Source organism: Streptomyces albiaxialis, from assembly GCF_039530985.1.
GTDB lineage: Bacteria > Actinomycetota > Actinomycetes > Streptomycetales > Streptomycetaceae > Streptomyces > Streptomyces albiaxialis.
Map to the genome: position 1 here is coordinate 1 of NZ_BAAAPE010000030.1, position 17,076 is coordinate 17,076.

The following is a 17,076-nucleotide window of genomic DNA, read 5'->3' on the forward strand; positions in this document are numbered from 1 at the left end:
ATCCGCGTCATAGCCGAACGCGGTGGACTTGCCCTCGGTGTCGGTGGTCTTGGCCAGGTTGCCCGCCGCGTCCAGGTCCATCACGACCGTGCGGCCGGTGTTGTCCTTGGCCTGCCACTGCGCCGCGTCCGTCCTGACCAGATCCACGAACCGGCCCGAGCGCACATCGGTCAGCTTGAAGCCCTTGTGCTCGGCACCCTCGTCGTGCTGCTCGACGCGGACCTCACCGCCGTTGCGGTCGGTCACCTTCGTCAGCGTGCCACCCTCGCTGTAGGTGTCCTTCGCACCCGAGGCGCGGTCGGTCAGCACGTAGCTCTTGTCCGGCTTCTGCTCCAGATCCAGCCGGTAGCCCTTCGGCGTGGTGAAGGTCCCGTCCGCCTTCTTGGTGAAGGAGACCGAGCCGCCGCTCGCGTCGTACAGGACGACCTTGTTCTCCTCCGGCAGGATCCGCAGGTACCGCTCGTAGCCCTGCCACCAGCGCCGGGAGACCTTGCCCCACGGGGCGTCGAGGGAGTTGTACGTACGGGCGAGCTGCACCGTCTTCCCGACACCGGCCACATCAAGATCGGTGGCCGCCAGCATCAGATTGCCCGTCGAGTAATTCACCCGGGCCACCAAGGCGTCCGTCACCCGCACATCCGAGATCTGCTGCCAGGGCACCGCCCCCTGCCCGGACGGTACGAACTCCGCCTCCGGGGCGGCGAGCCCCTCCTGCTTCTTGACCGGGGCCTCGGCCCGCTTCTCCTGAGCCCTGCGCCACTCGGCCACGGCCTTGGACGGGGCGGCCTCCCGCTTCGCGCCCGGCGCCTGGGTCTTGCCCACCTTCACCGCGGGCATCTTCGCCTTCTCACCGCCCTTGCCCCAGGCCGAGGACGGCTTCTCGTCGTCCGGCCCGGCGATCGCGGGCGTGACCGACGCTCCTAACGCCAAGGCGGCGACCATCGCGATCGCCGCCCGTCTGGCACGTCTGGGAGCACGCCTCACCGGCGCACCTAATGTGCGTATCTGCATCTTCTTCCCCCCACGGAAGAATCACACGATGACCACCATGGCCACCGAGAGGCCACACATTCCCCTTAAAGCCAACGAATGGCAAAGCGGTACCCACAGCCAGTAGGTCTGCACCAATAAGATCCAGCCCCGTGGCGGCATTGATGAAGTCGCTGCTCACCTTGGGCATCCTGACTTCACATGCTCCATAGGTGCATAGAGAACATGTCCTGAACCTGACGCACGCACATGCCACACACGAACCACTCTCGGACAGAACGCCTCCAACTGGAGGTGCACCGCGCGGGCTTTCAATACAGAAGACCTCACTCACGAGAGGCGGACTCGCAGCCGTGCCCACCGGTGGGCACAGAATCCGATCCAGTCAGACCACGAGAGCCATCAGCAGGACCTTTTATGTCGATTTGACATGATCACCAGAAGTCATTCCTCGTGAGCTGAGTCACACCGCCGGGTTCAAGTCCCCCCTCGGACACAGACGGTAACCCCAACGTGTGCGGGTCGAGGTGCGCCTCGGCCCGCACTAGTTGTTTCGCAGGGTCATAGGTGAGGCGGAGCCCGAGCTTGGCGTAGACCTCGGCTTTGTCGTCGGGTCGGCCTGCGCGAGCAGGTCACTGATCCGGTTCATCGGTTTGATCATGGCTTTGATCTCTCCCTTCGTCACTCGATGGGCGTCGGATGCGGCAGGTTCGGCCAAGGCACGGCGAGCTTCGTCCCTGCGCGCTTCGACTTCGGCGATCCAGCGCCCGATGGTCTGCGGGCTGCCTCCGGCGTCGAGGGCCTGTCGGTACCGGGCAAGCTGCGCGTCGCCCTCCCGCACGATTCGGGCGGCTTCCTGCACTCCCGGATCCGGGCGCGCTGGTTCTTGGGAGGCATACATCCGCGCGATCGGCTCCTCCAGCCGGTGCGGAGCGAACGCCTGCGCGAGCCAGTCGTCCAGCGGGGCGACCAGGTCGTTCTCGGGCAGGTAGACGTTGAGCGGGTGCCACAGGTGGGTCGATCAGCGCCTCGTGGTGCCGGTTCCACACCTGGTGGCCGGTGTAGCGCGGGCCGCTCGACGGTGTACGGCCGCGGGCCAACTCCCCGCCCTCCCTTTCCGCACCGGCGCCGGCCGCGGAAGAGGTAGCGGTGCCGTGTACGCGTGCGCTCGCCCGTGCTCTTGCCCGCGGGGCCGCGAGGGCCTGCTGGGGGGCCATCCCCGCGTGCGCGGGGAGCAGTCTCGCCGGCCCGGCCCTTTACCGCGCAGAAGCCGTTCTGAGCAACTATCGGGGATTCGGGCATTTCCACCTCATGGCCCAAGAGGTCGCCGGTCAGCATGCATCTCGTTGAATGCGGCCTACGACCGACAGCAGGACCGAGGCCCCCGACTGGTCGTGCAGAGCAGGCGCACAGCCGTCTTCAGTGGCGGTGCTGTGCAAGCTCTATGGCCGATCAGTCTTCGCGCTCCCCGAGACGGGCCGCGTCCGCGCCCTCGTCGTGCGTGAAGAGGAAGTTGACGCTCTGCACCCACCCGGCGCGGTCAAGGGCGAGCGAACTGACGGGATGGCGGCAGGGCTTGTGGTCCACACGGCTGGCGCCTTCCAGGAGGCTGCCACTTGTCGCAGCCAGCCGCCTCACGGCACCACGGACGCCCCGAGAAGCCGTGGCAGCCGCCCTCCGAGTCCCCGACAATCCCAGCCCGCGTCGATCTGTGACGCACGCCACACACGCTTCCTGTCAGGATCCCGGGCGCTGTTCCGCTCAAGCCATGAGAGCAAGCGAACCGACAGGAGCGGCACATGAAGCACCGCATCGTCGTCCTCGGCGCCGGATATGCCGGGGCGTACGTGGCCGGGAACCTGGCCCGGCGGCTGTCCCCGGCGGACACCGAGGTCACCGTGATCAACGCCGTGCCGGACTTCGTCCAGCGGCAGCGGCTCAACCAACTGGCCGCCGGCCGGGAGATCGAGGCTCCGCAGCTCAGCGACGTCTTCGCGGGTACGGGGATACGGCTGCGGCTGGGCCGGGTCACCGCCGTCGATCCCGAGCGTCAGGTCGTCACCGTGGCCGATGCCCACGGTGGTGGCGAGGTCGGCTACGACACGCTGTTGTACGCGCTCGGCAGCCACGTCGCGGGCCACGGCGTCCCCGGCGTGGCCGAGCACGCCTTCAACGTCGCCGACCGGCCCTCGGCGCTCCGACTGCGCCAACACCTGGACACACTGGGAGGGTTGGGCGGAACGGGGAGGAGGGTGCTGGTCGTCGGTGACGGGTTGACCGGCATCGAGACCGCCACCGAGATCGCCGAGGCCCGGCCCGGCCTGTCGGTGGCGCTTCTCGCCCGCGACGAGCCCGGCGCCTGGCTCTCCGCCGGAGCCCGCGGCCATCTGCGCCGAGCCTGCGACCGGCTGGGCGTCGCCGTCGTGGAGCACGCCGACGTCGAAGCCGTCGAGGCCGAACGGGTGCGGTGCGCCGACGGCACCACCCCGGCATCCGACGCGACGGTGTGGACGGCCGGGTTCGCGGTCAGTCCCGTCGCCGCCGCGGGCGGGCTGGAGGTCACCGACAGCGGCCGGATCGTCGTCGACCGCACCATGCGGTCGGTCTCGCACCCGAACGTCTACGCCGTCGGCGACAGCGTCCACACCCTCGGCGACAACGGCCTCCCGCTGCCGATGAACTGTGGTTCGGCGGGCTGCACCGGCCGACAGGCCATCCAGGCGATCGTGGGACGCCTGACGGGCCGCGAGATCGCGACCGTCAAGCTGGTCCACCTCTACAGCGCCATCAGCCTGGGACGACGGGACGGGATCCTGCAGTTGATCGACGGCCAGGGGCAGGCGAAACCGTCGTACGTGGGCGGGCGGAAAGCCTTGCGGGTCAAGGCCGGCATTCACAGAGGGGCGCTGTGGGGCACCTCGTACCCGACCTTCGGTCTGCCCAAGCGGAAGCGTCGGCTGGCCGTCACGACGGACGTATCGGATGTGTCCGCCGGGAAGAGCGCGAAGAGCGGCCACGCGGCCGTCTAGGGGGATGCACGTGGACGGCGCCACCGCCGATCGTTTCGACGTCAGCCGGTTCGAGGCCGGCCGGAACCGGCTGGCCTCGCTGGCCTACCGGCTGCTGGGGTCGGCCACCGACGCCGAGGACGCCGTGCAGGACGCGTTCCTGCGCTGGCAGGCCGCCGACCGGCGGCGGATCGCGATACCGGAGGCGTGGCTGGCCAGAGTCGTCACGAACCTGTGCCTGGACCGGCTCCGCTCGGCACAGGCCCGCCGCGAACGCACCGTCGGTGCCTGGCTGCCCGAACCGCTCCTCGACGGCGACCCGATGCTCGGCCCGGCGGACGCCTTCGAGCAGCGCGAGTCGGTGTCCCTGGCCGTACTGACGCTCATGGAACGCCTGTCCCCCCGCGAGCGGGCCGTCTACGTCCTGCGCGAGGCATTCGCCTACAGCCACGCCGAGATCGCCGACGTCCTCGACATCACCGAGGCCGCGAGCCAGCAGAACCTCCACCGGGCCCGGCGACGGCTGTCCGTCGCGGACGGCCGCAGTGTCGGGGAGGTCGACCCGGCGACCGCCCGCAGGCTCGTCGAGGAGTTCTTCGACGCCGCTTCCTCGGGCCGTACCGAACACCTGGTGGCCCTGCTCACCGACGACGCGACCGCCGTCTCCGACGGCGCCGGCCTGACCAGGACCCTGCTGCGGTTCGACACCCCGCGGCACATCGCCGCCATCGCCCGCGCCGGCTTCGATCCCACTCACGTGAAACGGCGGCTGGCCGACTCCCTGCCCGCCGTCCACCACGCGCTCGTCAACGGCGGCCCCGCGCTGCTGTTCGTGGTCGGCGACCAGGTCATCGGCGCCGTGACGTTCGATCTCGCGGGCGGCAGGATCGCGACCATACGCGGGATCGCCGCCCCCGCCCGCCTCGTCCGCCTCGCCCACTCCTGGCGACAGCAAGGACCGCACGCTCCCCTCCTCACCGAGTGGCGCCATCAACTGGACGCCTGAGGCGCCCGGGAAGCGGTGACGGTCGGGGAGCTGGGCGTGGCGTTCGTCGCCCACGCGCCCCTGGGCCGAGGGCTGCTCCCCGGTCCGCCCGCCGTCGTCCTGTCATGCGCGGGCTCGCTGTTCCGCGCGTACGAGGGGACGTTCGCTCATTGCGCTGAGCAGGCGGGCCCGTTGTCCGGGGTCGTGGGCGAGTTCGGCGGCGGCGAGCGCCATGGCCGTGGCTCCGTCGAGGACGGCGGCGTCCGCGGAGGGGGAGGTTCCGTACGCGGTGAACTCGGCGGTGTGGTGGGCGGCGTCCCCGACGTCGTAGCCGATGGTCGGGTGGATGGATGGGAGGACCTGCGAGACGTTGCCCATGTCGGTCGAGGCGAGGTGTTCGTCCGCGCGCGAGACGGGGGTCCGCCCCAGGTCCTTGAGCGCACGGACGTACGCCTCGGTCATGCGCGGGTCCTGCCGGAGGTCGGCGAACTCCTCGGCGCAGGGGGTGACGTCCAGGTGCGCGCCGGTGGCGAGGGAGCCGGCTTCCAGGCAGGCGCGGACCCGGTCCCGTATCCGGTGGAGTTGGGACACTGACCGGGCACGCATCTCGACCTGCGCGCGAGCTTGCGCGGGAATGACGTTCGGCACGTGGCCCCCTTCGGTGATGATGAAGGAGACCACCGATCCCGGCTCAAGCTGCTGCCGCAGAAGGCCGATCGCGTGGTAGGCCAGGGACACGGCGTCGAGGGCGTTCGCGCCTTCCCACGGCGCGGTCGCGGCGTGGGAGGGGCGTCCGGTGTACTCCACGGTCCACTGGGCCAGTGCCAGCGAGGAGCCCTCGACCGTGTCCTGCCCGTCGGCGTGGACCATCATCGCCGCCGCGACGTCGTCGAAGACCCCGGCACGCAGCAGAATCGCCTTGCCGCCTACGGACTCCTCGGCGGGTGTGCCGACGAGTTTGACGCGGGCACCCAGTTCGTCGACCACGGCGGCCAGGGCCAGCGCGGCACCGGTGGCCGCCGCGCCGTTGACGTTGTGCCCACAGGCGTGCCCGATCCCGGGGAGCGCGTCGTACTCGGCGCAGAATCCGAGGGTCAGCTCGCCGGTCCCCCGCGTGGCGGTGAACGCCGTGTCCAGGCCGCCGACTCCGCGTTCGACGGTGAACCCGGCGGTCGCGGCGAGATCGACGGTCTTCGCGCAGGACCGGTGTTCCTCCAACGCGGTCTCCGGCTCCCGGTGAAGACTGTGGCTGAGCTGGACGAGCTGGTCGGACCAGCGGTCGACCTCCGCCTTGATGAGAGCGGTGATACGCGCTGCCGGGATGCCTGCGCACCCGGCATGTTCGACATGTTCGGCGCTCACCGGCGCACCTCCTCCTTGCGGTAGCTCAGGCCCAGTCCGGCGCCGAGGAGCGCGACGGCCGCGCACACGGACCACAGCCAGGTGTACGCGTGCATCGACACGCCGGACGGTGTCTGGTGGGCCGACATGATCGCGCCCACGGCGGAGGCGCCGATCGCCGCACCGAACGACAGCGCCAGTTCGTTGATGCCCGCCGCCATGGCGGTGTCCCGCTCCGGAACGCCCTCGACGCACAGCGCGCGGGTGGACGCCTGATAGCCGCCGAAGCCGATGCCGAGCAGGGCGATCGCGGCGAGATACTGCGGCGCCGTGCGGTGCCAGGCCAGCAGGCTCAGGAAGGCGGCGGCGATGACGAGGCCGGAGAGCGCGAGCGTCCGGCGCTCGCCGAGCCTGCGCAGCAGCGCCGCGGTGGACAGCGAGCTGACGAGCGCGAAGATGTTCAGCGCGAGCGCGACGAGCGCGATGGCGCGCGGTCCGTAGCCCAGACCGAAACCTGCCCTGCCAGGTGAGGTCCCCAGGAAGACGGCGTTCGCGCCGAAGAAGCCGATGGTGGAGAACGCCAGGCAGAACGTGACGCCGGAGACGAGGGCCACGGGCCGGTGGGTCAGTGTTCGCGGATCGACGAGCGGCGTCGTCGCACGGGCCTCGACTGCGATCCAGGCGGCCATGGCGAGCAGACCGCCGCCCGCCGAGACGAGGGTCCGGAACGAGCCCCACCCCCAGGTGTCGCCGAGCGAGAGCGCGGACACGACGCCGACGAGGCCGAGCGTCAACAGGGTGAACGCCGGGAGCGGGAGACGGCCACCGGGGCGCGCGGCACCGTCCGGGAGCAGCAGGCCCGCGACGACGGCCAGGACGGCGACGGGGACGGCGACCCACAGCCCGAGGGTCGCCGAGTGCTCGCTGAAGGAGCCCGAGACGACGCCGCCGACCCCGACAGAGGCGGTCAGCACGCCGACGAGGAGACCGATGCCGGAGCGACGGTGCTCCGGTGCCCGGTGCCGCAGGATGCCGATGAGCAGCGGCATGAAGCCGACGACCGCGCCCTGGAGCACGACGCCGACGGAGAGGGTGAGCAGGCTCGGCCACGCCGCCATCAGCAGCGAGCCGGACGCGACGAGAGCGATGGACACCCGCAGGAAGCGGCGGTATCCGTACACGTCGCCGAGTTTGGCGAGCAGCGGCGTCCATACGGCGAAGGCGAGCTGCGAGAGGAGATAGATCCTGGTCTGGCCCGCTTCCGTGAGGTGCATGGCGCCGCCGAGGGAGGGCAGCAGCGGGGTGAGATAGCCCTGGGTCACGCCGCTCAGCAGCTCGACGAGCGCCATCGAGGCCAGGAGCGCCGTGGCGGGAGGGCGTTGCCGGGTGGCCATCGCCCCGGCCGATTTTTCGGCCGGTGGTGGCTGTGTCTGCATCATGAACCTCGGCTTCGACGGGCGCGGAGACCAGGCCGCACGGGGAACGGGCCTGCAGGGCCAGGCCGTACGGGGAGGAGAGCACCCACTGTGGGTGAGGCGCGTCACGGAGCGCGCGATCTGTCCCATACGCAACACGCAGGTGGCGCAGACTGCCCGATATGAACGACAGAGCCGGCTCCGAACTCGATATCGCCCTCGTCAACGCGCTCCAGCTCAACCCCCGCGCCGATTGGTCGGAGCTGGCCGGAGCGCTTCGCCATGCGCCGAAGACCTTGGCCAGACGGTGGGGCGCGCTGTCCGGGAGCGGCTCCGCCTGGGTCACCGTCGGACCGGGCCAGGGGTTCCTGCGGCACGGATGCGCGGCCTTCCTGACCGTCACCTGCCGGCCGGGCGCCAGGCAGAACGTCGCCGAGGCTCTCGTGGCCGAGCCGGGAGTGGTGTCGATGTCGGCGACGTCCGGAGCGGCCGACTTCCTGGTCGACGCCTTCGCCCCCGACCTCGACGGTCTGTACGAGCTGCTGAGCGAGCGGATCGAGACCGTCGAGGGCATCGCCGGTGTGACCTCGCTGGTCGGGCTGACCACCTACAGGGAGGGATCACGGTGGCGGGCGCAGGCGCTGGATCTGGAACAGTCCACCCGGCTGACGCGCCCGGAAGCCGCCGCACCTCGCAGGCCGGGGCCCGCACCCGACGCCCTCGACTCCGCTCTGCTGGCGGCACTCTCGTACGACGCACGCACGCCCTGGGCGGACCTGGCCGACCAGTGTGGAACCACCGGCCCCACCGCCAGGCGCCGGGTCGAGAAGTTGATCGCCTCCGGCCGGATCGCTCTGCGCTGCGAGGGCGCGCACACTCTCCTCGGGCCGGTCGTCCCCACCACCTTCCTGCTCACCGTGCCACCCGACGAGATGAACCACGCCGGTGAGGTGCTCGGGAGGCTGGCACAGTGCCGGGTCGTGGAGGCGATCACCGGCCCTTCGAACCTGCTGCTGACCATGTGGTTCCGCGGCACCGCGGAGATCGCGCCGTTCGAGGCCGCGTTGGTGCGCGAGCTCCCGTCCCTCGCCATCGCGGACCGTTACGTCAGCCTCCGCACCCACAAACGCGGCGGGCACATTCTCGACACGGCGGGGCGGAGCATCGCGGTGATCCCGCCGACACCGCTCTTCGCCGCGGCCGGCGAACGGTGGACCTCAGGTGTCCGTCAAGGCTGTGTGATCGGTCCGTCCCGGATGACGGCCGGTCCTCCGCCAGGGGCGATGAGCCCCGTCTCGTAGGCGAAGACGACGGCCTGGACGCGGTCGCGCAGGTCCAGTTTCGACAGGATGCGGCCGATGTGGCTCTTGACCGTGGTCGGGCTGAGGAACAGCCGGGAGGCGAGCTCGGCGTTGCTGAGGCCCGTCGCGAGCAGCCGGAGCACCTCCGTCTCGCGGGGGGTCAGGGCGGAGAGCTCGCGGTGCGGGGCGAGGGTCCGCGGCTCGTCGCGACGGGCGAACCGCTCGATGAGCCGACGGGTGATCGTGGGCGCGAGGAGGGCGTCGCCGGACCGCACCAGTCGCAGGGCGGAGACGAGGTGTTCCGGGGAGACGTCCTTGAGCAGGAAGCCGCTGGCGCCCGCCGTGAGCGCGGCATAGACGTAGTGGTCGAGGTCGTAGGTGGTGAGGATGAGGACCCGGGGGCCGTCCGGACCGGAGTCGCCGAGGATGCGCCGGGTGGCCTCGATGCCGTCCATCTCCGGCATCCGGATGTCCATGAGGACGATGTCCGGCCGCGTACGGCGGACCGCCGCGACCGCCTCGGCCCCGTCAGCCGCCTCCGCCACCACCTCGATGCCGTCCGCGGCCAGGATCATCGTGAACCCGGTGCGTACGAGGGCCTGGTCGTCGGCGATGACGGCGCGCAGCGGTGACGGGTCCATGGTCATACGGTGCTCCGCGGGATGCGGGCCGTGACCTGGTAGCCACCGGCGTGCGTCGGTCCGGCCGTCAGCTCGCCCCGGTAGACGGCCAGCCGTTCGCGCAGCCCGATGTGGCCGCGGCCGTTGCTCTCCATCGGCGGGGACTCCCCGGTGCCTCCGGTGTCCGTGACCTCGATCTCCAGGCAGTCGTCGGTGTGACCGAGGGTCACGGACGCCGACGCGCCACGCGCGTGCTTGATCGTGTTGGTCAGCGCCTCCTGTACGACGCGATACGCGGCGAGGTCCACTCCGGGTGGCAGCGGCTCCGGGGGCAGCGACACCTCGACGCTCACGGGCGTCCCGGCGGCGCGTACCCGTGCGAACAGCGCGTCGAGCTGCGCGAGGCCGGGCTGGGGCTCCAGGCCGTCGGAGCCCTCGTGATCCGGCGCCGCCAACAGGCCCATCACGTGCCGCAGTTCCGCCATCGCGGCCCGGCCGCCCGCCTCGACGGCCAGCAGGGCCTCCTTCGACTGCTCGGGCACCGCGTCCATCACCTTGCGGGCCGCACCCGCCTGAATGACCATCACGCTCACATTGTGGGTCACGACGTCGTGCAGTTCGGCGGCGATCCGGGCGCGCTCCTCCTCGACAGCCCGGCGCGTGGCCTCCTCCTGGGCCGCCTGGAGTTGTGCGACCCGGTCCCGGCTGGAGGCCAGCCGCAGTTGCAGGAAGCGGACGAGGCTGGCCAGCATTCCGGCCACCAGCAGCACGAATCCCGGGCTGGACCATCCGGGCAGCACGGGTTCCGCGTTGCGGAAGGCGAATCCGGACAGCGCGGCGGCGCTCACGAGGACGGCGATCGCCGCCGTCCGGTAACGGCTGTACACGACGGCGCTGTAGGCGCCGATGACACAGGCCAGGACGGTGATCCAGGAAGCGGAACCGCCGATGGCCAGCGCCGCGCCCAGCACCACCACGAACTGGGACAGCGGGTACCGGCGCCGGGCCGCCAGCGGAGCCGTGGACAGCACGACCAGGGCCCAGGGTACGGAGGGGGACTCCTCCTCCACGGGAGCCTGACCGGGAGCGGGCGGCAGGGGCGGAGCCGGGACCCCGGTCCCGGCATCGGCCTTCGGGGCGATGCTCACGGGCCCGTCGCCGGGGTAGCGCACGGCCACGAACAGGGCGACGACGGTGAGCACGACGGCCAGCACCACATCGACGCGCACCGCTCGCCGGGACAGCGGGGCAGGCTTCGCCTCCGGCCGTAGCACGTCGACGAGTTGCTGGTACCGGCGGCGCCGGCCTTCCGTCTCCATCCGCACATTGTGCGGTGCCTCCGTCCGGCCCGCGTCCGCCCGTCCGGTCGGGACCTTGCGTCCGAAGGTCCTCCTCCGCAGGTATGACTCCGCCGCCGGTTCCTCCGCGGGGAGGGCCTGTTGTCGGTTCCACGGCGGACGCGCCCCGCCCGCGGAGGCTCCTAGGTTCACGGGACGACAACGGCGGAGGCCGCTCGCGACCGCAAGGACGGACAACTCGTATGCGACAAGTGATCGAACTGGAGGGCGTGGCGAAGCGCTACGACAGCACCGGCACACCGGTGCTCGGACCGCTCACGCTGAGCGTCGGGCAGGGTGAGGCCCTTGCCGTGACGGGCCCTTCCGGCAGCGGCAAGTCCACCCTGCTGAACCTCGTCGCGGGCCTGGACAAGCCGACGGAGGGTGCCGTGTTCGTGGCCGGGCGACGCATCGACCGGCTGGGCGAGCACGCCCTCGCCACGTTCCGTCGCCGGCACATCGGCATCGCCTTCCAGTTCTTCAACCTCCTCGACGACCTCACCGTCGCCGACAACATCCGGCTCCCCGCCCAACTGACCGGGGTCGGCAGGCGCAAGGCCGCGGCCCGCGCGGAGGAACTCATGGAGATGCTGGGCATCCAGCGGCATGCCCGCGCCTACCCGGGACGGCTGTCCGGGGGTGAACGCCAGCGGGTCGGTGTCGCCCGGGCGTTGGTCAACTGGCCCGCGCTGCTGCTCGCCGACGAGCCGACCGGCGCGCTCGACTCCGCCGCGGGCCACGACGTGCGCGACCTGCTGACGGACCTGCACCGTGCGGGCCAGACCCTCGTGCTGGTGACGCACGATCCGGCGCTGGCGGAGGCGTGCGCGAGCCGCACGATCCACCTGGTCGACGGCCGTCTCACCCGCGACACCTGTGCGCGGGGCGTCCGGTGAGCCTGTTCGGGACCGGCGCGCTGGGCCGGGTCGTACGTTCCGGGGTGGGGCGGCGACGGGTGCAGACCGTGGTGATCGCCGTGGCCGTGATGATGGCCGTGGCCTCGGCCGTGGTCGCCGGTGCCCTGATGGTCGCCGCCGCCGCGCCCTTCGACCATGCCTTCGAGGAGCAGCGGGGCGCACACCTCACCGCGCAGTTCGACCCGGCCGAGGCGGGTGCGGCGCACCTGGCGGCGACCGGGAAGCTCCCGGGCGTCACCGCGAGCGCGGGGCCGTACCCGTCCACGGCGTTCCGCCCGGTGGACCGGACGGGCTTCCGCATGCCGACGCTGACCCTGGTCGGGCGGTCCGGGCCGGACGGCGAGGTGGACCGCGTGGATCTGAGATCCGGCCGCTGGGCCCGGAAGCCGGGCGAGATCGTTCTCGACGCGTCGTTCGAGGGGCCCGGCATCGCGATCGGCGCCACCCTGAAGGCCCCGGACGCCACGGGCGCCCCGCCTCTGTCGGTCGTCGGCTTCGCCGTGTCGGCCGGCGAGACCGCCGACGCCTGGGTGCTCCCCGCGCAGGTCGAGGCGCTGGCCTCGGAGGACAGCCCCGTCACGTGTCAGATGCTCTACCGCTTCGACTCCGCGAGCACGAAGGAGCAGATCGTCGCGGGCCGGAAGAAGCTCGCCGCCTCCGTAGGGCCCGGGGCGCTGCTGGGCAGCCAGTCCTGGCTGGACACCAAGCGCGCCGCCGATCAGGGCGCGGCGGCGACCGTCCCGTTCGTGACGGCGTTCGGCGCGCTCGGCATCGTGATGTCGGTGATCATCGTCAGCAGCGTGATCAGTGGTGCGGTCGGCGCCGGCCGGCGCAGGATCGGCATCCTCAAGGCCATCGGCTTCACCCCGCGCGAGGTCGTACGCGCCTACGTCGCGCAGGCGCTGATCCCGGCCGGCGCGGGCATCGCCCTCGGCGTCGTGCTGGGGAACGCCCTGGCCCTGCCGCTGCTGTCCGACACCGCGGAGATGTACGGCACCGCCTCGCTCTCGGTCGCCTGGTGGGTGGACGTCGCCGTCCCGGCCGCCGCCCTGGCCGTCGTGGGTCTCGCGGCGCTGATCCCCGCGCTGCGGGCCGGGAGGCTGCGTACGGTCGAGGCCCTCGCGGTCGGCCGTGCCCCGCGTGCGGGGCGCGGCCGGTGGGCGCACCGGGCGCTGGGGGCGCTGCCGCTGCCGCGGCCGGTGACCTACGGCCTCGCCGCCCCGTTCGCGCACCCGGTACGCGCGCTCGCGATGCTGCTCGCGGTGGCGTCCGGGACGGTCGCGGCAACGTTCGCGGTGGGGCTGACCTCGTCCCTGAACGCGATCGGCACCTCGCAGGACCCCGAGAACCGTGCCGCGGTCACGGTCACGACGACCAGGGCGGCCGGGGGCGCTCACCCGCCGCCACCTCCCGGGAGGAGCGGCGAGGAGAGCCCGCCTGCCGCTGACGACGGCGCGGCGAGCACGCCTTCCCGGCCCAGGGCCGCCGACCCGGCGAAGGTACGGTCCGCCCTCGTCGCGCAGCCGGGCACGGCGTCGTACTACGGCAAGGACCGGACCGAGGTCGCCGTGACCGGGCTCCCCGGCACGGTCCGGGCCAGCCTCTACGAGGGCGACGCGCGCTCCGGCGCCTACGAGATGCTCTCCGGGCACTGGATCACCGGTAAGGGGCAGGTCGTGGTGCCCTCGCGCTTCCTGGAGCGGACCAGCACCGAGGTCGGTGACACGGTGCGGGTGACCTACGGGAAGGAGACCGCGGACCTCCGGATCGTGGGCGAGTCCTTCGACACCTCGGGCAGCGGGCTGGGGATCCACGCGGACATGGCCGACTTCGCGTCGGCCGCGCCCAGTTCCTTCCTCGTCGAGACGGAGCCCGGCGTCGCCGCCGAGGACTACGCCCGGAAGGTCGCCTCGACTGTGCGGCCACTGGGGGGCGATGCCACGACCGTCGCCTCCTCGGGCCCTGACGGTGTCATCCTCCTCATGGCGGCGATGGCTGTGCTGCTCACCCTCATGCTGATCTCCGTGGCCGGTCTCGGCGTGCTCAACTCCGTGCTCCTGGACACCCGGGAACGCGTCCACGACCTGGGCGTCTGCAAGGCGATCGGCATGTCGCCGCGGCAGACCATGAGCCTGGTGCTCGCCTCGGTGGTCGCGATCGGCGTGACCGGCGGACTGATCGGCACACCGGCGGGGTACGCCCTGCACCGCCTCGTCATGCCCGTGATGGGGCATGCCGTCGGCACCGCTCTGCCATCGCCGGTCCTTGAGGTGTACGGGCCGTTCCATCTGCTCCTGCCGGCGCTGGGCGGCGTCGTGATCGCGGTACTGGGCGCGCTGATCCCGGCGGGCTGGGCGGCCCGGGCCCGTACGGCCACAGCGCTGCGCACCGAGTGACGTCCGGCCGCCGCGCACGAGGCGCCTTCCTTCAACTGTTCGCTCGTGATTCCTGGATGAGGAGTGTTCCCATGAACCGTGTCCACGACGATGCCCGACTGGCCGGTGCCTACGAACGGGGCAACGAGATGCCCGAGGAGTCGCTCCGGGCCTGGGTCGGGCTGATCGCCTCCCACGCGCCGTGCCCGTCGCCCGCCGTCGTCGAGATCGGCGCGGGAACGGGCGTCGACGAGCGGCGCTTCCCGGGCGAGGAGGAGGTCGTCGCCGACTTCCGCTCCGCCGGGTTCGCCCTGGAGGAGGTCACCTCCCTCGCGCAGCCGGTGGCCGACGGCCTGGCCGCGTACCACGCCCGGCTGACGACCCGGCCGCAGTCGAAGTTCACCCACCTCACCCCCGAAGAGTTCCGTCAGGGCCTCGCCGCCATGGAGAGTGCCGCCCGCGAAGAGGCGACGGGCAGCCCCCGGCCGGTCCTCGAACGCTACGACGTGGCTGTCTTCGCCCTCTCGTGAGGCTCCTCGCTCCCCTCAGCCGGACGACGGGTGGCCGGCGCCTGTGGTCCCGTGACTTCGCGCTCTTCTTCGCCGCCCGGGGCATCGCCCGGCTCGGAGACATGATGGCCCCGGTGGCGCTCGCCGCCGGGCTGGTGGGGAGCGGGCACGGGGCCGGGGCGGTGGGGACCGTACTGGCGGGCATGACGGCCTGCTTCGCGGGATTCGTCATCTTCGGCGGGGTGATCGCCGACCGGGTGGACAACCGGCTGCTGATGATCTGGGCCGACCTCGTACGGGTCGTCGTGCAGGCCGTCATGGCCGGGCTCTTCCTCACCGGCCACCTCGTCGTCTGGCAGCTCTGCCTGCTGTCCGCCGTCAACGGCGTCTGCGCCGCGCTCTTCCAGCCGGGCCTGCCCGCCCTCATCCCGAGGATCGCCGCGGATGTGCAGGGCGCGAACGGGGCCATCCGCACCGTCGAGTCCCTGATGACCATGGCGGGACCCGCGGTGGCCGGTGTGCTGGTGGGGCTCACCGAGCCGGGCGGGGTCTTCGTCGCGCACGCCGTCACGTATCTGGCGAGTGCGGTCTGTCTCGCGCTGCTGCGGCTGCCGACGGCGGACCGGTTCGTGGTGGCGGAGGAGAAGTCCTTCCGGTCCGATCTGGTGCGAGGGTGGCGGGCGCTCCGGTCCCGTACCTGGCTCTGGGGCGTCATCGCGATCTGGATGGTCCTCATGGTCTCGTCCTGGGGGCCGATGATCCCGCTGATCGCGACCGAGGTCGTCTCCGGGCACGGCCCCCGCACGCTCGGCCTGGTCAACTCGGCCATGGGCACGGGCATGGTGGCCGGTGCGCTCGTCGCCATGCGTGTGCGGCCGGTGCGTCCGCTGCGTGCCGGTTCCGCCGCGCTGCTGCTGTACTGGCTGCAACCGGCGTCGGTGGCACTCGGGCTGCCGGTGCCACTGATCGCCGCGAGTCTCGCAGTCGCCGGCGCGGCCAACGCCTTCTGGGGCGTGATGTGGACGACCACCGTCCTCACCCAGGTGCCGGCCGACGTACGGAGCCGGGTGCACGCCTACGAGGTGGCCGGCTCGGTGGCCATGACGCCCGTGGGGCAGCTCCTCGCCGGGCCCGCCTCGGAGATCTTCGGCGTGCGCGAGGTGCTGGGGTTCAACGCGGCGATGGCGCTGGCGTCGGCGGCGGCCCTGCTGTCCGTCCCGGCGATCCGCGACCTGCGCACGGAGGAGAGCCGGCACACGCACGCGCCGGGCTCCTGAACCGGACAGGGCGTGCGGCAGAGGTCCCCGCGGCGGGGACCATGCGGGGCGCCGGGTCAGGCGTCGGGTGTGGGGCGGCCCCGCAGGGCGTTGGCGGCTGCGGTTCTGTAGAGGTTCGTGGCCATCAGGCCGGCCTCTCGGCTGCCCCGCTCGGTGTAGAGGGCTGCCACTCCTTCGGCGATGCGGGGGTCGTCGGGGGCCGCTTCCAGGGCGTAGTCCGCGAGGTGGCAGGCCAGGAGCATGTTGTGCGGCGCGAGTTCGGCGGCACGGGCCAGGAGCGCGCTCGCTCCTCCGCCGAGCGCGGCCAGTTCGGCTGCGACGTCCGTGCGGGGCGCCGGTTTGAGGTCGCTGGGGCGTCCGCTCCACCAGCCGCCGTAGTAGCGGATGACGTTGCGGACGATGAATTCCCCCTCGTCGTAGACGGGCTGGAGCCAGGCGGCCTCGGACTCCGGCAGCTTCACGCGGCGTACGACGTCCACGTGCGGGGGCGAGCCGTCTTCGAGGACGGCCAGCGTCCGCTCGACGATCTCCTCCAGGAAGGCGGCCGTGTCCAGGAGTATGCGCCGGACCAGCTCGGGGTCGTTCACCACGGGCCCGCCGTGGCCGGGGCACATCGAGGACGCGCGGGTCTCCGCCATGGCTCGCAGACCCTTGGCCCAGTCCCAGGGACAGCGCTGTGCCTTCTGCGGATTTCCGGCGTTGGGGACACCCCAGATGATGAGGTCACCGGTGCAGAGCACGCGGCGCTCGGGGCAGTGCACCCATGTGTGGTCGTCCGTCTCTCCTCTGCAGGCGTGCAGTTCGAAGGTGGTCCCGCCGATGTCCAGTTCGAGGGAATTCTGGTAATAGCGCGTCGGCTCGTGGGCGGGGAATCCGAAGCGCAGTTCTTGCCCCTGGAACGTCGGATCGTCCTCGCGTCCGCCGAATTGGAGGCTGTTGACCGTCGCGTTGTGCCGGGGGCTGCGCGCGTAACGGGCGAATCTTTCCGCCATGCGTTCCTG

General features: G+C 71.7%; 15 protein-coding genes. 7 read left to right on the forward strand and 8 right to left on the reverse strand.

Annotated features, from left to right (window positions below):
• The 3 genes from ABD343_RS39650 to ABD343_RS39660 all read right to left on the reverse strand — a co-directional run.
• Positions 1–930 (reverse strand): DUF6531 domain-containing protein (locus tag ABD343_RS39650; RefSeq protein WP_425578382.1); only part of this gene is annotated, 930 nt, incomplete at its 3' end.
• Positions 931–1,534: 604 nt separating this feature from the next.
• Positions 1,535–1,852: a hypothetical protein gene (locus ABD343_RS39655; RefSeq protein WP_344535641.1), complete on the reverse strand. Its 318-nt coding sequence runs from the start codon at positions 1,850–1,852 to the stop codon at positions 1,535–1,537.
• Between the two features lie 590 nt (positions 1,853–2,442).
• Positions 2,443–2,577: a hypothetical protein gene (locus ABD343_RS39660; RefSeq protein WP_344535643.1), complete on the reverse strand. Its 135-nt coding sequence runs from the start codon at positions 2,575–2,577 to the stop codon at positions 2,443–2,445.
• Between the two features lie 212 nt (positions 2,578–2,789).
• Here ABD343_RS39660 and ABD343_RS39665 point away from each other — a divergent pair, with 212 nt between their 5' ends.
• Together ABD343_RS39665 and ABD343_RS39670 are read left to right on the forward strand one after the other, a co-directional pair.
• Entirely contained in the window at positions 2,790–4,019 is a 1,230-nt protein-coding gene (locus ABD343_RS39665; RefSeq protein ID WP_344535644.1) for an NAD(P)/FAD-dependent oxidoreductase, read from the forward strand.
• A 4-nt stretch (positions 4,020–4,023) separates the two neighbouring features.
• Entirely contained in the window at positions 4,024–5,004 is a 981-nt protein-coding gene (locus ABD343_RS39670) for a sigma-70 family RNA polymerase sigma factor (protein ID WP_344535646.1), read from the forward strand.
• 102 nt (positions 5,005–5,106) lie between these two features.
• Here ABD343_RS39670 and ABD343_RS39675 read toward each other — a convergent pair whose 3' ends face one another.
• Both ABD343_RS39675 and ABD343_RS39680 read right to left on the reverse strand, forming a co-directional pair.
• Complete coding sequence (locus ABD343_RS39675) at positions 5,107–6,345, reverse strand: amidohydrolase (RefSeq protein WP_344535647.1); 1,239 nt, start codon at positions 6,343–6,345, stop codon at positions 5,107–5,109.
• Positions 6,342–7,763 (reverse strand): MFS transporter, encoded by a 1,422-nt coding sequence (locus ABD343_RS39680; protein ID WP_344535649.1) that lies wholly within the window; start codon positions 7,761–7,763, stop codon positions 6,342–6,344. Before ABD343_RS39680 ends, ABD343_RS39675 begins: the two co-directional genes overlap by 4 nt.
• Before the next feature lie 158 nt (positions 7,764–7,921).
• Between ABD343_RS39680 and ABD343_RS39685 the strand changes: the two genes are divergently transcribed.
• Complete coding sequence (locus ABD343_RS39685) at positions 7,922–9,040, forward strand: Lrp/AsnC family transcriptional regulator (RefSeq protein ID WP_344535650.1); 1,119 nt, start codon at positions 7,922–7,924, stop codon at positions 9,038–9,040.
• Here ABD343_RS39685 and ABD343_RS39690 read toward each other — a convergent pair.
• Positions 8,968–9,687, reverse strand: a complete 720-nt coding sequence (locus tag ABD343_RS39690; protein WP_344535652.1) for a response regulator — start codon at positions 9,685–9,687, stop codon at positions 8,968–8,970. The genes ABD343_RS39685 and ABD343_RS39690 overlap by 73 nt on opposite strands.
• A complete protein-coding gene (locus ABD343_RS39695) occupies positions 9,684–10,979 on the reverse strand; it encodes a sensor histidine kinase (RefSeq protein ID WP_344535653.1) in 1,296 nt (431 codons plus the stop codon). Before ABD343_RS39695 ends, ABD343_RS39690 begins: the two co-directional genes overlap by 4 nt.
• 221 nt (positions 10,980–11,200) lie before the next feature.
• On the opposite strand from ABD343_RS39695, the gene ABD343_RS39700 reads away from it, so the two are divergent.
• The 4 genes from ABD343_RS39700 (at position 11,201) to ABD343_RS39715 (ending at position 16,075) form a co-directional block, all read left to right on the forward strand.
• Positions 11,201–11,893 carry an ABC transporter ATP-binding protein gene (locus ABD343_RS39700; RefSeq protein WP_344535655.1) on the forward strand — a complete coding sequence of 231 codons (693 nt, stop codon included), beginning with the start codon at positions 11,201–11,203 and terminating at the stop codon, positions 11,891–11,893.
• On the forward strand, positions 11,890–14,310 hold the full coding sequence (locus ABD343_RS39705) for an FtsX-like permease family protein (protein WP_344535656.1): 2,421 nt from the start codon (positions 11,890–11,892) through the stop codon (positions 14,308–14,310). Before ABD343_RS39700 ends, ABD343_RS39705 begins: the two co-directional genes overlap by 4 nt.
• Before the next feature lie 71 nt (positions 14,311–14,381).
• Positions 14,382–14,819 carry a hypothetical protein gene (locus ABD343_RS39710; protein WP_344535658.1) on the forward strand — a complete coding sequence of 146 codons (438 nt, stop codon included), beginning with the start codon at positions 14,382–14,384 and terminating at the stop codon, positions 14,817–14,819.
• A complete protein-coding gene (locus tag ABD343_RS39715) occupies positions 14,816–16,075 on the forward strand; it encodes an MFS transporter (RefSeq protein WP_425578383.1) in 1,260 nt (419 codons plus the stop codon). Before ABD343_RS39710 ends, ABD343_RS39715 begins: the two co-directional genes overlap by 4 nt.
• Positions 16,076–16,131: 56 nt before the next feature.
• Here the strand turns inward: ABD343_RS39715 and ABD343_RS39720 are convergent, their stop codons facing one another.
• The gene (locus tag ABD343_RS39720) at positions 16,132–17,067 is read right to left on the reverse strand and encodes an alkyl sulfatase dimerization domain-containing protein (protein ID WP_344535659.1); all 936 of its coding nucleotides are present in this window, start codon (positions 17,065–17,067) and stop codon (positions 16,132–16,134) included.
• Positions 17,068–17,076: the final 9 nt, after the last annotated feature.

Excerpts from the sequence above, each read along its gene's own strand:
- ABD343_RS39665 (WP_344535644.1), top strand. The coding sequence starts at position 2,790 with ATGAAGCACCGCATCGTCGTCCTCGGCGCCGGATATGCCGGGGCGTAC.
- ABD343_RS39670 (WP_344535646.1), top strand. The coding sequence starts at position 4,024 with ATGCACGTGGACGGCGCCACCGCCGATCGTTTCGACGTCAGCCGGTTC.
- ABD343_RS39680 (WP_344535649.1), bottom strand. The coding sequence starts at position 7,763 with ATGATGCAGACACAGCCACCACCGGCCGAAAAATCGGCCGGGGCGATG.
- ABD343_RS39685 (WP_344535650.1), top strand. The coding sequence starts at position 7,922 with ATGAACGACAGAGCCGGCTCCGAACTCGATATCGCCCTCGTCAACGCG.
- ABD343_RS39690 (WP_344535652.1), bottom strand. The coding sequence starts at position 9,687 with ATGACCATGGACCCGTCACCGCTGCGCGCCGTCATCGCCGACGACCAG.
- ABD343_RS39695 (WP_344535653.1), bottom strand. The coding sequence starts at position 10,979 with ATGGAGACGGAAGGCCGGCGCCGCCGGTACCAGCAACTCGTCGACGTG.
- ABD343_RS39700 (WP_344535655.1), top strand. The coding sequence starts at position 11,201 with ATGCGACAAGTGATCGAACTGGAGGGCGTGGCGAAGCGCTACGACAGC.
- ABD343_RS39710 (WP_344535658.1), top strand. The coding sequence starts at position 14,382 with ATGAACCGTGTCCACGACGATGCCCGACTGGCCGGTGCCTACGAACGG.
- ABD343_RS39720 (WP_344535659.1), bottom strand. The coding sequence starts at position 17,067 with ATGGCGGAAAGATTCGCCCGTTACGCGCGCAGCCCCCGGCACAACGCG.